We start from the raw sequence: 17,170 nt of genomic DNA on the forward strand, positions 1-17,170 counted from the left end.
TAATTTAACATGATACGTGAATAAATATAATCTTAGTACATGCTACCACAGCCTCAACCCTTACGGCGAGGTTGTGATAAAAATAGAGGGAAAATAAAGATTAGTGCCCAGGGAATTCAACTAAGCTGTAAGAAGATACGCCTTCTTTTTGTAGCCGCTCCACACCACCAAGGTCAGGTAAGCTAATGATAAATGCGGCTTCAACCACATTAGCACCGAGCTGCTTGATCATTTTAACTGTTGCTTCGACAGTGCCACCAGTTGCTAATAGGTCATCAACAACCAATACATTATCATTTGGGGTAATGCTGTCTTTGTGGATTTCAAGGGTATCGGTACCGTATTCAAGGTCATAAGTCATACTTAATACTTCACGCGGTAGTTTCCCTTTTTTACGTACAGGAACAAAACCAACACCTAAACGTAATGCGACAGGTGCACCGAATAGAAAACCACGTGCTTCAGTCCCTACAATTTTAGTAACCCCTTTATTTTGGTAATGCTCAACTAACATATCAATGGTTGCTTGGTATGCTGCTGGGGTGTTTAACAAAGTCGTGATATCACGAAAAATCACACCTTCGATTGGATAATCTTGAATAGATGCGATACTTTCTTTAATCAATTGCAGTTGTTGCTCTTTAGCGGTCATAATAAAAGCCAATATAGTAAACACGAAAGTGTAGAATTTATGTAAAGTACCATAAAAATGCAACAAGAAGCCGACTATTTGCAGTTGCTTTTGTTGCTGAATATCAATATTACGCTATTTTTCACATTTAATGAGAATAAAAAATGAAAATCCCCGCTCTTTTAGATGCGTTAAAAAAGCAGATTGATGAATTAGAGACGCGAGTGAGCCCAATAAAGGACCTTGAGTTTTCGCATTCCCGCTTTGATGTGCAATTATTTAATCGTAAGTCGACGCGCCTTGGTGATTGCCAAAACGAGTTAAAAGCGCTTTATCTACAGCTTTGCCATAGTGTCACGCTAAACCATGCAGAGCAGGTCAATTTCCTCACAGAAAAAATCGTTCACCAGATACAGGCAATTTCTCGTGAGATTTCGACACAACCCTTGCGAGAGAAAGAATCAACATTTACCAAGAAGAAAGAGCAGATTGATTTATATGAACGTTTATCACAACATCAAGACTACGAACGCCGTTTGCAGTCAATGGTCAGTGAAAAAGAACTTCACCTAAGCCAACTAACGGATCATCGTTTACAGCACCAATGCCAAAAAGAACTTGCCGTATTGGCAGGCCGTTTATACCGTTGCCGACAAGCACTGTTACGGATAGAAAAAGCTATTGAGCACCAAGAAAACCAATATTTTGATTAATCAACATTAACGACAAAAGGAATTGCCATGTCTTCGCTTAAAGATGCACCGCTAGAAATACAGCTTGCCGTTGATTTGATTTATTTATTAGAAACCTCAGAAATAGACACAGATATCGTACTAAAAGCCCTTGATATTGTTAGAAATGACTATATTTCGAAGCAAATGCAGGCGGCCCAAGCCACCTGCACGAAAGACCGCTAATTAGCTAAGTTGCCATCACCGTCTTTTAATGTACGCTTGACTTCTTGCACTTCATCCCCTTGGCTATTATGCAAATGAACTTCTAGTTGGTTGAAGGCAATATCAATATCATTTTCTCTACATAGTTTGTCTATCGCTCGGTTTATTTCATCATTCGTTACAGACCGATCACCAATTTGGCGTACGTAAAAACGCAATTCGTGATCTAAAGTACTCGCGCCAAAACTAGTAAAATAAACATTCGGTGCAGGTTCTGTCATTACTTTGCTGTTACTGGTCGCCGCAGATAATAAAACTTGCTTAACTTTGTCGAGATCTGACCCATAAGCAACACCAATTGCTATCGTTACCCGTGTGACGGTGTCTGAAAGCGACCAGTTGATCAACCTTTCAGTCACAAAAGCCTTATTGGGAATAATGACCTCTTTACGATCAAAATCAACAATGGTAGTCGCTCGGATGCGGATCTTACTCACCGTCCCTGAATATTCGCCGATCGTCACCGTATCACCAATACGAATTGGCCTTTCAAATAATAAGATGATCCCAGAAACAAAGTTAGCAAAAATTTCTTGTAAACCAAACCCTAAGCCAACGGTTAAAGCAGCGGCTAACCACTGTAATTTATTCCAAGTTACGCCAATCATCCCCAGCGAAGCAATCGCTCCTATACCAATAATACTGTAAGTTAATATGGCTTTAATGGCGTAGGTTGAGCCCTGACGCAACTTCAAACGAGATAATACCAGGACTTCCAATAACCCAGGTAAGTTATGCGTCATCACCCATGACACAACAATAATCACTAACGCTAAAATTAAATTGGCAAGCGTCACGTATTGTAAAATATTGCCACCTTCCGCCGAAGTCGCCGTGTAGCCCCACAAATTCACGCTGTCTAAGAAGGAAAAAATCGTAATAAAGTCAGACCAAATAGCATAAAACGCTAGTGCAAAGATAATAAATAAGACCATTGTCATTAAGCGCAACGACTGTTGGCTAATTAAATCAATGGCCATAGGGGGTTCTTTAATTGGCTCATTTTCTGTCTCTTCTTGCTTAGACATCGCACGTCGTTCAATAGCTCGTTGATACGCAAGCTTTCGAGCGACTAATGTCAACCCCCTCAAGCAGGCATTATAAGTGATATGCCACAGCAACAATAAATATAAGCTGTCTATCCAACGATTCGTCAAACGTAATGTGGTGTAGTAGTACCCCGCCATCATCAACCCCACTAAAATCAATGGTGAAAATGTCAGTAGTGCCACAACAATACTCCGAGTTAAATGACTGCCCCTTTCTTGCCAAACCCGCTTACAAAATGGAGTGGTAAAAATACACAGTAGCACTAAGGAAATTAACACTACTAGCTGACCAATCACATCTTCTGACACTTTTAATGGATTGCTAATTCCGTAAGTCGAAAAGAAAATAAGCGGTAACAAAGGGATAGATAATCTGAACAGACCACGTCGAGCAAGTGTTATTTTCTCTTTTTCGATAGCAAAGTGTTTTTGCGCGATACCTTGGGGTTTAAGTACCCGATAAGTTAGCTCAAATAACACCCAGAAGATGGCTAATTGCTGACAAAATTTCCAAACAAAGGGCCCTTGAGCATTACCTGTTTTCAAAAACCAATAACCAATAGCTAATAAAAACAATGATACGGGCAAGGTCTGCATTAACGTTAATAATAAGGCAAATGGTGTACTTAATACGCTGTCACTACGTAAACTTGAAAGGTGCTGGTCGATATCCTGTAATCGTCGATTAATCTTACGGTTAAACCAAATAAAAATTAGCGCGACTAACACTAACGGAATAACCACCAGCAAAGAGTTACTGACGCCCTTCATAATGCTACGGCTTGAAATGGATAAATCAACATTGTCGAATTGTGCAGTCGCCGCTTCGGGAAAGGCTTTCAGCCATTCTAAATCAATCGGTTTATTACTGTTCACCCAAAATATTTGCTGTGCCAATATGTTTTCAAGAGAACTCACAACACTCAATAATTGGTTTTGATCTAACTCTAAATTAATTGCTTGTGAAATTTGCCCTCCGAGTTGTTGATTCAGCTCATCTAACAACCCTCGGCGAACTTCCAACAGTTTTATTAAAACCGCTTTGTCTTCCTCTGATAATAAGGTTGACGCTTCTGGGTCATCCCCCGTTTTAACCTCTAATTGCTGTTCTAATTTAGTGATGTAATCACTGGGTTGGTATAGTTCATCACGCTGCTGATTAATATCAAATTGTTCAAGGCGCAAATCAGCAATTGTCGTAGGTAAGTTTTTAGTTAAAATATTAGCGGGTAAATCAATTTGTTGTTGAAATAAAATTCGAGATAACAACAAACTACCTCGTAATACATTGATCTGTTCTTTTAAGTTTCGCTCTGATTGTGTCGCTCTTTCAAGCCACGTTTTAACTCGTATACCATTTTGTACTAATTTATTACTGTCTTCTGTCACCGCAATAAGCCGATCACTTAATGTATTATTAATCGCAATTTCTTTTTGAATAATCGGGTTTTGTTGAACGTTAATATCTGTTTCAGAGGTACTCAATGCTTCACGTACCGTCGATTGGGAATCATTAAGCCGACGGTGGCTAATTTCAGCTTGGATCTGTTGAATGTAGACTTCGAGCTGTTCAATATAAGCCGCGGTATAATCGCGTTGTTTTTGCAATACATCTTGCAATTGGGTATTGCTTTGTAGAATGCGTTTTTGATACTCATTTTGCTGCTGTAATAGATATTGTTCTACCAGTAGCATATTGATTTGGGTTGGCCTTAAGCTCACCACATCGTCTTGTGTATTATTTAATTCATTACGAATATCTTGCAAACGCTTCGCATTTTCTAGCATCAGCGCTTGGGCTCGTTCAGGTTGAGTTTGTAACCCTATCAATTGACTACTGTAGGTAGCGAGGTCACTGTGTTCAACTTGAAGGTTTTCTAGGTAAGATGATTTCAATGCTTCTAATTGGGAAAGTGTGCTTTTTTGAATTTGTTCAGCGAAGTTTGCTGCAAGTTGTTTATTTTCTTTTTTTATTTGCTGTAAACCTTGAACCGCTTTTCTCGAATCTTCACTGGTATTGTTGAGTTTTTCTTGTAGTTCTTCAGTTCGTTGTTCTAATTTACTCAGTTCCTCATAAAAATCAGATGTTTTTTCTAAATCCGCTAACGCTAATTTATCATCTTCATTCAAGGCACTTTTTTTATTCAATGCATCGAGTGCACTTTTAATCTCATTTTTACTCGGTAAATGACTCGTGGTTAATGCGTTAACAGGATAGGAAAAAAGCACTGTGGCAAATAATAAGATTATGCTAATTAAATGTAGCCAATTCCGTTGTTGTTTCATCATAACAACATCCCTATATACTCATAATAAGCTTTCACATATTGTTTTATTACACAAAGTGCTGATAAACAACTATCAGCACACTAGGTAAATATTGCACGACCCCAGACTAGAACGTTAATACTTTCTCAGCACTTAATGTCCAACTGGCGAGTTCAACAAGCGTCCCAACCTCAACACCGTCCGCTAAAGCAAGTTCGCTAATTCCTCGTGCATCCGTACATGTTTTACACAATTTCACGGGAACATTTTGTGCGGTTAAAATTTCTAACATCTGTTGAAGATTATAACCTTCTTTGGGTTTTTGCGCAGCCAAGCCCGCAGCCACTGCATCTGACATTAAGAAAACTTTTAAATCCAACTGTGAATTTTGCTCTTTTAAGGTGATCGCCAAACGCAATGAGTTAAATAATGTTTCACTGCCGTAAGGTGCGCCATTGGCAATAATCAGGATAGATGACATTTTACACTCCAATTATTCAGTTTGAATTGGTTTAAGCCGTATTGCGGCATTACTTTTTAAAGTCTCTAATAGTGTATCAACCAATGTAATGGTGTGTTGATTTATATTGAAGTTTTCTGTCTGGAGTAGCCAGTTTTCCAATAAACCTGACATCAAAGAACGGATCATAATAGCAGCGCAGTCGACATTTAGGTCTGCCGGTAATTGCCCTGCCGCAATACACGAGTGTAAGTTTTCAACAATTCGACATTGGCTAGCAACATAATTAGCCCGTTTAAAATCAACTAGCGCCGCCATTTCACCGACTAATTCGCACTTCAAAAAAAATATTTCCATCAGAGCGCGGTTTTTAGGGCTTTCAATGAAATCAGTTAAAATAAAAACTAACAATTCTCTTAGTATTGAAAGTGGATCATTGGTATATTTAGAACGATAATATTCTTCAGCTTGTACAATTTGGTTATCACCAAACTCACAGGCTTGATAAAAAAGATCAACTTTATTTTTGAAATGCCAATATATCGCCCCACGGGTAACCCCGGCGGCTTTTGCAATATCGGCTAATGATGTGGCAGAAACGCCTCGTTCAGAGAATGTTTTGATAGCAGCATCTAATATTTCCTGGCGAGTTTCTTCAGCCTGTTGTTTAGTTTTTCGTGCCATTGTGACCCGTTTCTATCGAAAGCTGATTTACATACAATCGTGTATGTTTGTACTATAGCACAGTGATAAATCATATTGTTTACCATTTTTCTTATTTTTGTTTTGAACTCATATTGATTAATTGAGGTTAACTTATGCGAAAAAACAGAGGGGTGTTACCTCTGGCTCTGTTGGTTCTTTCAGGTGGCTTAGCTTTATCCGGTTGTAACGACGAACAACAAGGTGGCGGAGAACGCCCGGCGCCTGAAGTAGGAATTGTTACGCTTAAAGCCGAACCTCTGACGCTCAAAACCGAGTTACCAGGTCGTACATCTGCATTTCGTGTTGCTGAGGTTCGTCCTCAAGTTAGTGGCATCATTTTGAAGCGCAACTATAAAGAAGGTAGCGATGTCGAAGCTGGCACATCTTTGTACCAGATTGACCCTGCACCATTCCAAGCAACCTATGACAGTGCAAAAGCTGAATTAGCGAAAGCGCAAGCAAATGCAAATTTAGCAGGATTGACAGTTAAACGTTATAAACCATTGTTAGGCACTAATTACATTAGCCGTCAGGAATACGACCAAGCAACATCAACTTATGCACAAGCTCTTGCTGCTGTTAAAGCGGCTGAAGCCGCAGTTGAAACTGCACGTATTAACCTGAACTATACCAAAGTAACTGCGCCAATCAGTGGTCGTACTGGTAAATCGAATGTCACTGAAGGGGCATTAGTTTCTACTGGTCAAGCAACTGAGTTAATGCGTGTTCAGCAACTAGACCCTATCTATGTAGACGTCACTCAATCAAGCGATGATTTTTTACGTCTAAAAAATGAGATAGCCAAAGGTGCTGTCCAAAGAGAATCTGGTCAAGCCCCTGTAAGCTTAATCAGTAATGATGGCCTAGAATACGCACAAAAAGGTGTTCTCGAGTTCTCTGATGTGACTGTTGATGAAACAACAGGTTCTATCACAATGAGAGCCGTTTTCCCTAATCCGAACAAAGAGTTACTTCCAGGTATGTTTGTTCGTGCGGTATTAGAAGATGGCATAATTGAAAAAGCGATTTTGGTGCCACAACAAGGGTTATCCCGTACAGCTCAAGGGACTTCTCAAGTTATGGTCGTCAACGCTGAGAATAAAGTTGAAGTCAGGGCGGTTAAAGCTGGTCAAGCTATTGGCAATAAATGGCTGATAACTGATGGCTTACAAGAAGGTGATCGCATCATTGTCATCGGCTTACAAAAAATCAAACCAGGAATTGTTGTGAATCCTAAGGAAGCTAACTTAGAAACGCAATCCATAGACAATCAGGCAAAACCTGAAGAAAAGTCTAAATAAGGGAGCGGCTGATTAATGCCTAAGTTTTTTATAGAAAGACCAATTTTTGCGTGGGTAATTGCAATTATCACCATGCTTGCTGGTCTGTTGGCAATTATCCAGTTACCTGTTTCACAGTACCCAACCATCGCGCCACCGGCTGTTTCTATTTCAGCTAACTATCCGGGAGCGGATGCTGAGACTGTACAGAACACCGTAACTCAGGTTATCGAACAAAATATGAACGGTATCGATAACTTGGTATATATGTCATCGAGCAGTGATTCATCAGGTTCTGCTAGCATCACAATAACGTTTGAAGCAGGTACTGATGGTGATATAGCGCAAGTACAGGTACAAAATAAATTGCAACTGGCAATGCCATTGCTGCCACAAGAGGTTCAGCAGCAAGGTATTAGTGTTGATAAATCAACTAGTTCCTTCTTAATGGTTGCCGGTTTCGTTTCTAATGATGGCTCAATGGGGCAATACGACATTGCTGACTATGTTGGGTCAAATATTAAAGACCCACTTAGCCGAGTAAATGGTGTCGGTGAAACGCAACTATTTGGTACGCAATATGCGATGCGTATCTGGTTAAAACCAGAACAGCTCGTTAAATACAACATGACCACAACGGATGTCATTAATGCTATCAAGGTTCAAAACAACCAAGTAGCAGCAGGGCAACTCGGTGGTTCACCTTCAATTGCTAACCAGCGTTTAAACGTTTCTATCATTGCACAAACACGTTTAAATAATGCTGAAGAATTTAGCAATATTTTGCTGCGTGTAAACCAAGATGGTTCACAAGTACGCATTAAAGATGTTGCTGATGTCGAATTAGGTGCAGAAAACTACAGCACGATTGCCCGTTTTAATGGTAAACCTGCTGCTGGTATTGGTATTAAGTTGGCGACAGGTGCAAACGCATTAGATACCTCTAATAACGTGCGCGCAGCTCTTGAAGATATGAAACCTTTCTTCCCTCAAGGGTTAGAAATTGTTTATCCATACGATACAACCCCATTCGTTAAAATTTCGATTAACGAAGTGGTTAAAACGTTGGTTGAAGCAATCATGCTAGTTGTTGTGGTAATGTATTTGTTCCTACAAAACATTCGTGCAACCTTAATACCTACAATTGCCGTTCCAGTCGTATTATTGGGTACTTTTGCTATTTTATCGGCATTCGGATACTCGATAAATACCCTGACGATGTTCGCCATGGTTCTTGCCATCGGTCTTCTGGTCGATGATGCCATCGTTGTTGTTGAAAACGTTGAGCGGGTAATGCAAGAAGAAGGCTTGTCACCAAAAGAAGCGACCAAAAAATCAATGGGTCAAATCCAAGGTGCATTAGTCGGTATCGCAATGGTACTTTCGGCAGTATTTATCCCAATGGCTTTCTTTGGAGGGTCTACGGGGGCTATTTATCGTCAGTTCTCAATCACGATTGTATCATCAATGGTATTCTCAGTTCTGGTGGCAATGATTTTAACGCCAGCACTGTGCGCAACCATGTTGAAGCCGATTGAAAAAGGCAGTCACGGTAGCCAGAAAGGGTTCTTCGGTTGGTTTAACCGAATGTTTGAAAAGCAAGCTCACCATTATACTGACAGTGTAAGCCGCATGCTTAACGGTACAGGCCGTTATCTTGTCATCTACCTGATATTAGTGGCGGGCATGGCCTTTATGTTTGTGCGTTTGCCGTCTTCTTTCTTACCAGCAGAAGACCAAGGGGTATTCCTGTCAATGATCCAATTACCACCTGGATCAACCCAAGAACAAACGCAAGCGGTATTGGATGAAGTTAACAACTACTACCTTACCGAAGAAAAAGCAAACGTTGAGTCAGTCTTTACCGTTGGGGGCTTTAGCTTCGCAGGTCAAGGACAAAATATGGGTCTAGCCTTTATCGTTCTGAAAAACTGGAGCGAGCGTAAAGGTGATGAAAACCACGTCGATGCGATTGTACAACGCGCTAATATCGCGCTGTCACAAAAACAAGAAGCGCTAATCTACGCATTTAACCTACCGGCAATTGTTGAGTTAGGTACCGCCGACGGGTTCGACTTCGAGCTTGTAGATAAAGCTAACTTAGGGCATGAAAAATTAATGGAAGCCCGTAATCAGTTACTTGGATTAGCAGCTCAGCACCCAGAAATGCTGCAAGGTGTCCGTCCAAATGGTCAGGATGATACCTCACAGTACCGTATTTATATCGACCAACAAAAAGCACAGGCACAAGGTGTTGCGATTAGTGATATTAACGCAACATTAAGCTCGATCTTCGGTGGAGCCTACGTGAATGACTTTATCGACCGCGGTCGTGTGAAGAAAGTTTACGTACAAGGTGACGCAGAAAGCCGCATGCTGCCAAAAAATATCAGTAACCTGTATGTTCGTAACAACCAAGGTAAAATGGTTCCATTCTCTGCATTTTTGGACACATCCCAAGACCCTTGGAAGTTTGGTTCACCACGTTTAGAGCGTTATAACGGTGTCCCATCAATGAACATTCAAGGTCAGGCTGCCCCAGGTAAAAGTACCGGGGATGCTATGCTGCTAATGGAAAAACTCACGACTGAAAACCTGCCAAAAGGAATTGGTTATGAGTGGACGGGGATGTCTTATCAAGAACGTTTAGCAGGTAACCAAGCCCCTGCTCTATATGCGATTTCCTTGATAGTCGTCTTCCTATGCTTGGCAGCACTGTATGAAAGTTGGTCAGTTCCGTTCTCTGTTATGTTAGTCGTTCCGCTAGGTATTATCGGGGCATTAATCTTCACCTCAGTTCGAGGCTTAGATAATGACGTTTACTTTAAAGTAGGTCTACTAACAACCATTGGGCTCTCGGCGAAAAACGCAATATTGATTGTTGAATTCGCCAAAGACTTAATGGAAAAAGAAGGGAAAGGGTTAGTCGAGGCAACACTTGACGCAGTTAAGATGCGTTTACGACCAATCCTGATGACATCACTGGCATTTATGCTAGGTGTTATTCCACTGGTATTTAGTAATGGTGCAGGTTCTGCATCTCAGAACTCAGTAGGTACGGGTGTTCTGGGTGGTATGTTCGCAGCAACTTCACTGGCTATTTTCTTTGTCCCAGTCTTCTTCGTGGTGATCCGTCGCCGTTTCTCTAAGAAGTCTGAAGATATTGAACACAGCCATCCACCAGCTTCGCATTAATTACCTATAAGACTTAAAAAGAGCCACTTACGTGGCTCTTTTTTCAACCTGATCACTATTTAATGTTGATTCACTGTATCGAATAATAATGTATCGGAATAACGTTGCCCTTGCCCTAAGGCTAATTTCTGCAACGTATTGACTCCATCATCCACAGCCATTTGAGTTGTAAATCCCCCTAATAGCGCGATTTCGTCATTTATTCTTAGCTGCTCATTAAAATAAGCGGATAAATACATTAAGCCATGACGAACCTGAGGACGTTCAGCAAGAATACTAATATCAATAAATTGTTCAGTTTCACCAATTTGAATTTGTAGGTGACGGTAGGAGTCAGCCTGTGAGCTATAAGCTTTATATATACATAACGATGTATTGTTTATTGGGTCCGTAATGATTAAATCCTCCCCTTGGCGACTAGCATATATATCCCCCAGTTGAGCTTCTATGGGGAGAACTAGCCGATCAACAACCCGATCTGCCGAGTAATTATTGATAATAATCGCTTTATAATACTGCCAATCTGCTTTCTCGAAATTATACGTATCTGAGCCTTCACCTAAGCTAATAATCAAAACAAATGTATTTCTGAATTCCTCTAACTTTAAATTATCATCACCCCTTGTTCCTTTTATAATTAACGATGAACTTAGCTGTTTATTATTCTGCAAAATTGGGTGATATATAATTTCATCACTATCTATTTGTAGCATTAAACCACCCGCTATTTTTTTTACGGACTTAAAGCTGAGGTTTGGGTATAAATCCATATATTCAGGTAGGTTCTCAGGGTGTATCATAACCCTATTCTGATCAAAAATGCGGTCAAATTGAGCAGAGTCAATTGCCTTTACTTGATATAATTTCTTTGATTTTGTATCAAAAATTATGCCCTGCTGTTTAGCATCATCAAACCCCATGATTTGTAATTCACTCTCCGGTGAAAATGATGGTGATATGATAATTTTACCTTTTAAATACCATGCAGGTAATATACGTTTCCCATCAGCACCTTTTAACCCAAATAACGCAATAGGGTGTTTTTCATTTGAAAATTGGTTGAAATTACTCCACTTAAAAATTGACTTATTAAACCAATTTTTATTAAGGGCAACTGTATCAGCAGTGCCATCAGCATTAAGTTGCTTTACTGTGCCATCATATTGAATAATTAAAATATTATTCTGCCAGTTAATAACGTTCTCTATCTGGCGGAAATTTAAACGTAAAGCCGTTGGGTTATTTGGTTCAATAATATCTTGCCCAAGCCCCTCTTGGTAAAAAACTACATCTTCTTTTCGACTATAAAAAAAGAATACTTCCTGTCCACTTTGATTAAACAGGCTACCAACCAATATTAAATCTTCAGGTGATTGCCATACCCACTGGTCGCTTCTCAAGTCATAGAGATCGTGAACTACCCCCAAAACCTTGGCTAAGGTTGCTTTCTTTCCACTAATTTTAAATAAATTCTCAGCTCGTATTAAGTGTTCTTGTGATATACCAAAATGAGAACTTTCCATAATTGTTTTTAGTGGTATACCTGGTTTAGCTAATAGCAAATCAATTTCGACTTGTTTTTCTGCCGTTATGGAATATCGCCGTAATAACTGTGAACTTAGCTGGCTATCATAATTATCAGGTCTGGCTAAATTACACTTAATTAATGTCCCACTCTCACTTCGTAACCAATAACGGTAAGTAAAACCTTTGTCTGTCCCTATTAGCTTTACGATTTTCCCAACGGAAGTTTCGGTCTGTGAACTAGGGTTTCCAATATGTTCAGGATGATAAGTAAAACCTTGTTCCCTTTCGTGGTTTTGCTCCTGTTCTGTGAGTATGACGACTTTCCTAACATTTGGCTCAATAGGCATGTATAAATCTGAACTAGATTTTATTACTTCATCAGAAAAAACTAAGTAGTCATGTTGTAACAGTTTTTGACGTTGTTCTTGAGATAATATAGTCGGGGTATTATGAAGCATATTAATTAACTTTCTATTATTAAATACCTTTGTTAGCTCTAATTTATCTCTAAGCACTCGATAAGTGCTATCTATTTTCTGCCCCAGATAATTTTGACGTAATGTAATATTAAATTGATTATATTCTAATGAAGCATGAACAATTTCTGCTCCACTACCTAAAACTGATGAAGCCTCTATTTTATGGGTAATATCGCCGGTCTTAACATTGGCTTGCCAAGCTATCGCTTTTTCTCTCGAATAGAAATAAACCACATCACCAATAACGCCGATTAATTCTGCTGTTTGGTTTTCTTCTGATAATGAATTCGTAAATAACATACGTTTTGTTGCAACGTCATAAAAAGCACGCCCAACATCTAAGCCATTATGCTGATAACCATTAACTACTACATATTGCCCATGTAACTCATGTTTATCCGCTAATTCATTAAGGTGTTGTTCAATAGATTGGCCTTTTACACTCCATCGGTGTCCATCTAAACTAATGGGTTCAATTGTTTGAGCACTAAAGTTAATTATATTAAGCTCATTCTTACTATTAATAATTTTTATCAGGCTTGATTTAGCTGTAGCATCAATTCCAATCGTAAACCCATTTATTTTAATATGGTCATCATAAAATGAAACGTTAAGTTCTTTACCATCATCAATCAAACTTGTATCAAGTATCCATTGGGATAGCTTATCACTGCTTAAGTCTTCCATTAGCCGCAAGGAAGCACCATGGTTAACTGTAATTTGATATTCCCCGCCATTCCCTTTAACAACATGTTCTATATGACCTCGCCATGGTTCAGGCATTAGTGGAACAACCAAATGTTTATTTTCAGTGTTAAGCGTAACTTGAATTTTAGTATTGACATACTCATGCACTAATTCTGAGATTATGTACTCGGCACTACAATAGAGAAAATCAAAATAAAATTGGTAGTCTTCCTCCATTTTCCGCAATATTGAAAAGCCATTATCATTACGTACTGTTCCCCCGAAAAGAACACTGTAGTTATAACGAATATAAGATTGCGGAACGACGGGCAACACAATAATATGAGACTGTCCCCCATCAAAGCTGACCTGATTATCTACAACACCAACCGCTTCCCTAATATTAATGGCATTCTTTCTATCAATATCTGCTCGTGGCGCTGACTGAAAATCACTCATACAACAATGCGGAATAGTCCATGTCATGTTTTCACCACGGTAGATATATTGACTCCCCAGTTTAAAAAAACCTCTTTGAAAGTTAATTTCTTCTATTACTACTCCATAAGTTGGGATTAAAAGTTTTTTTTCATCATCATAAGCTATTGCCGCATTCTGGTAACTTTGCTGATAAGCCGTAAATTCCAGACCAACAGCAGTTGCTTTTTGTGCGTGGCGTTCATTAATATTGATTAAAGCAGTAAAACCAATCCCTACCCCCATAATCGGTACAGATAATGGCCCAGTAATACCTGCGACGGTTTCAGCACCGAGTATAGAGGCACCTATACCGACAAGACCAGCTCCGAGTGACGCTGAGTCAAAAGCCAATTGCGTTCCGAACACGGCTCTTTGTGCTTCATTTTGTGCATTAGCTAACTCATAAATATCAAATACAACCATTGCTCCTTGGAAAAGAATACCAAGCCCTTCATTTGCCATACGTACTAACGATAAAGAAAAATTGTTCATCATTGTTTTAGCCGCTACGCTTCCTTCTCGCCACAATGAGTAAGCTATTTTCCCTACTTTAGCAGCATCATTGATCACCCCATGTGCCATCATTGAATAACTAATGTAAGTATGAATACGTAATGCTGTTTCTAGATTTGATGGCTGTTCCGAAGAAGCCGCTGCCTTGCGATTTCGATTTGCAGACCATTGAATTATTGCTTGTATACCCATTGCTATATTGAGGCCATCTACATGTTCCGCTTCCCCAATACCACTTTTTCTTTGTAACTCCTTACCATTAAAAGAATAATTTTTCTTTAGTATTGCTATCTGTTTATGAAAATATTCTTTAAATTCAAAAAATGTTGCGTTTTCTGTTTCAATCCACCGTGTTTTTGCTTCTACGTCTTGGTGAATAAATTGAATGCGGTATCGGTCATCGCTCAATTTCTCAACATTTTCAAAAACGGGTAACCACTTTTCATCTAATTGATGTTTATTAATCACTTCATAAAGAGCCGATTCAAGGCGTTCTCCCAACCGCTCTGACTCTAAAATGGCTAAGGAAGCCTGTATTTGCTTGTCTCTTGCGATTAAGTCTTGACGAGCAATTATCTCTGCTACCTCCTCGCTTTGGTGAATAGACTCCGTTAAATCATCCGACTGAACTAAATCGGCAACAGTTAAACGGCTACCAATTTGAACATCAGACATTTGCTCTGTATCAATTGATACCATTTCAAATTGACCACCGACAACTGAATAATGCTGAGCCATGTTATTTTCAAACATAAATTTATTCAAAGCAGAAAATAATTTATCAGGATCATCAAAAGCATAAATACCAAAGTTAGGATCATAAAAATAATAATTTGTTTCATCATTAATTATCGTTTTCCCTAATAGCATCGAGTGTGTAACACTATTAAGTGCATACATATTTGATCCTTTAGAATCAACCAGAATTTCTTTTACCTTATTTAATTCAAATGTACCAAGAACTGTTGATGCCTGAGTCGCCTCTATATTTAAATGGAGATTCTCCAGTGCAAATTTTAATAAAATTGAGTTTTTATCTTCAGGTGATGCTGCTGCAAAAAACATTTTATTAAGAAATTTATTTGCACCTATCATCCCCTCTGACTTTAATGCAACAGACATCGTCCTAACTAAAGGATAACAACGCCCCCCCGAATTATCCCCCATTAAAGGCAAGTAAAAATCTTGGGGAGCAATTCGTTGGTCAATCCTCCCCGCGTCTCGAAACAATGAATTAGATTTCAAAGTGAAGCTTAAAATATTACTTTCAAACTCTGCTTTCTCCTTTCTAATTATATGTTGGTATAAAGCCCCCCTCTGTTCAATACTTAATTCACTCTTAATATATAACTCTTTCATTTTTAATGATGACATATCATCATTAAAGCCATCAATAACTATCTGATCATATTGTTCAATACCCTCATTAAATTTAACATTATGTTTTACTATGTCATTATATAACACCAGCTCATAAAGCTTTTCAATTGGCTGGGTTTTAAAATTAATTCCACTCTGGATACTCGGGTCTTCCATTTGAATAATTGAAGATTCCCCATGTTGTTTTTTTATTTGTAACCATAACCAATTGCGTTCAACGACTAATGCTTCTGCCAAAATAGAACCATACTTCTGCCTATAGTATCCACGTGTAATCTTATGTTCCTCAATAGATTTTTTAAATTGTGCAATTCTAATCGAATCCTCATTACTATGTGTTTCTTTTCTATTTAACGCTGTCAATTCTAAATTTATTTCTTCTATTTTATTATTTAGTATATTAATATTTTTAGCAATTTGAATTTTTATCTCATCACGTAAATTTAACCAAGGCGTAATAGCAGGATGCTGTAATGAAAACTCCCCTTCAAAATACACGCCATCTAAAATATTATCAGTATCAATACCAAATTCACTTGCAATTTGTTTTAATTTTTTATGTATTTCATTACGATGAAGGTTAAATTTATCTAAAACATCATGAGAAAGCCGCTCATTTGGGTATAAAGCACTAATCGAGGCACTATTTCTACGCAATATGGGGGTGGGAGTGCCATTAATGACTTCATATTCTTGGCGTTGTAGTAATAATTGCCACCCACCATGATTAAACTGCATATAAGCAACGGCAAGCCCTTCTTCAGTGCCAGATATTTGATAATCTTTAAAATCAAATGCCATTACTACGTTATCATATAATACTGAACTGTTTACTCGGCCATCATGATAAACACGGTATGTTGTCTCGTTTAACTTTGTGACAATAACAGAGCACCCTGTCAAAGACCCTGTAAATAAAAAGCTATTTTCAGTTGCTTGTATAGGTATATCAACATAAGCAGGTGTTTTAATTGACTGATTAGCCCCATTATAGCCTAAAAAATAGGCTTCAACGGCTAATTTAGGGTCCATTCTTGAAGGCTCATACAGATATTCAGCTGCATAACTGTTTGGTGCTAGCTTGACTAATTGAGCACGGCCGTGTGGAGGAAGCTTCCCCATTTTTGTCATGTTATCGCCACTAATGGCATTCAGTCTAATAAAGGATAATGGGTCTGTGGCTAATTGCTGAATATCATGGCTTGCAAGACCATTTTTTGTTTGTATCCTTCGCCCCAAAAGGCCCGTTTTTAAAGATCTATCCCGCAATACTTGAGCTATTAATTCGGGGCTAACTTGCATTATTTCCTGCGCTAATACATTTCCTACATATATTAGCTTAATCCCAAAATGTTTTTTTATAATTAAAAAATCTAGCAAACTATATTTATCATTCAACATTTATATCATTCCTTTGATGTAATAATCTATTAATTAAATAATCATTTATTAATTAACACTATAAATTTAAATAATTCAACTAAAAAACAAAAATAAACAAATAAACCCCATACAGTCACCATGGGAAATAACTGATATTTTTTATTATAATGGCGTTTT

9 protein-coding genes are annotated in these 17,170 nt (G+C 38.5%); 4 read left to right on the top strand and 5 right to left on the bottom strand.

What is annotated here, in order from left to right; all coding sequences use genetic code 11:
- Positions 1-100 precede the first annotated feature (100 nt).
- On the bottom strand, positions 101-652 hold the full coding sequence (gene apt, locus P3L56_RS15730) for an adenine phosphoribosyltransferase (RefSeq protein ID WP_042848155.1): 552 nt from the start codon (positions 650-652) through the stop codon (positions 101-103).
- A 143-nt stretch (positions 653-795) separates the two neighbouring features.
- On the opposite strand from apt, the gene priC reads away from it, so the two are divergent.
- Positions 796-1,344 carry a primosomal replication protein PriC gene (gene priC / locus P3L56_RS15735; protein WP_042848158.1) on the top strand — a complete coding sequence of 183 codons (549 nt, stop codon included), beginning with the start codon at positions 796-798 and terminating at the stop codon, positions 1,342-1,344.
- Between the two features lie 27 nt (positions 1,345-1,371).
- Positions 1,372-1,548 (top strand): DUF2496 domain-containing protein, encoded by a 177-nt coding sequence (locus P3L56_RS15740; RefSeq protein WP_042848160.1) that lies wholly within the window; start codon positions 1,372-1,374, stop codon positions 1,546-1,548.
- Here the strand turns inward: P3L56_RS15740 and mscK are convergent.
- The 3 genes from mscK to acrR form a co-directional block, all read right to left on the bottom strand.
- The gene (gene mscK / locus P3L56_RS15745) at positions 1,545-4,925 is read right to left on the bottom strand and encodes a mechanosensitive channel MscK (protein WP_166687292.1); all 3,381 of its coding nucleotides are present in this window, start codon (positions 4,923-4,925) and stop codon (positions 1,545-1,547) included. The genes P3L56_RS15740 and mscK overlap by 4 nt on opposite strands.
- A gap of 106 nt (positions 4,926-5,031) precedes the next feature.
- Positions 5,032-5,385, bottom strand: a complete 354-nt coding sequence (locus P3L56_RS15750) for a DsrE/DsrF/TusD sulfur relay family protein (RefSeq protein ID WP_042848163.1) — start codon at positions 5,383-5,385, stop codon at positions 5,032-5,034.
- Between the two features lie 12 nt (positions 5,386-5,397).
- On the bottom strand, positions 5,398-6,048 hold the full coding sequence (gene acrR, locus P3L56_RS15755; protein WP_042848164.1) for a multidrug efflux transporter transcriptional repressor AcrR: 651 nt from the start codon (positions 6,046-6,048) through the stop codon (positions 5,398-5,400).
- 134 nt (positions 6,049-6,182) lie between these two features.
- Here acrR and P3L56_RS15760 point away from each other — a divergent pair, with 134 nt between their 5' ends.
- Positions 6,183-7,370: an efflux RND transporter periplasmic adaptor subunit gene (locus P3L56_RS15760; RefSeq protein WP_042848165.1), complete on the top strand. Its 1,188-nt coding sequence runs from the start codon at positions 6,183-6,185 to the stop codon at positions 7,368-7,370.
- A gap of 15 nt (positions 7,371-7,385) precedes the next feature.
- The gene (locus P3L56_RS15765; protein ID WP_042848167.1) at positions 7,386-10,544 is read left to right on the top strand and encodes an efflux RND transporter permease subunit; all 3,159 of its coding nucleotides are present in this window, start codon (positions 7,386-7,388) and stop codon (positions 10,542-10,544) included.
- A gap of 59 nt (positions 10,545-10,603) precedes the next feature.
- Here P3L56_RS15765 and P3L56_RS15770 read toward each other — a convergent pair whose 3' ends face one another.
- The gene (locus tag P3L56_RS15770) at positions 10,604-17,011 is read right to left on the bottom strand and encodes a TcdA/TcdB pore-forming domain-containing protein (RefSeq protein WP_306804114.1); all 6,408 of its coding nucleotides are present in this window, start codon (positions 17,009-17,011) and stop codon (positions 10,604-10,606) included.
- Positions 17,012-17,170: the final 159 nt, after the last annotated feature.

Origin of the sequence: Providencia sp. PROV024 (assembly GCF_032709665.1) — a bacterium.
Classification (GTDB): Bacteria; Pseudomonadota; Gammaproteobacteria; order Enterobacterales; family Enterobacteriaceae; genus Providencia; species Providencia huashanensis.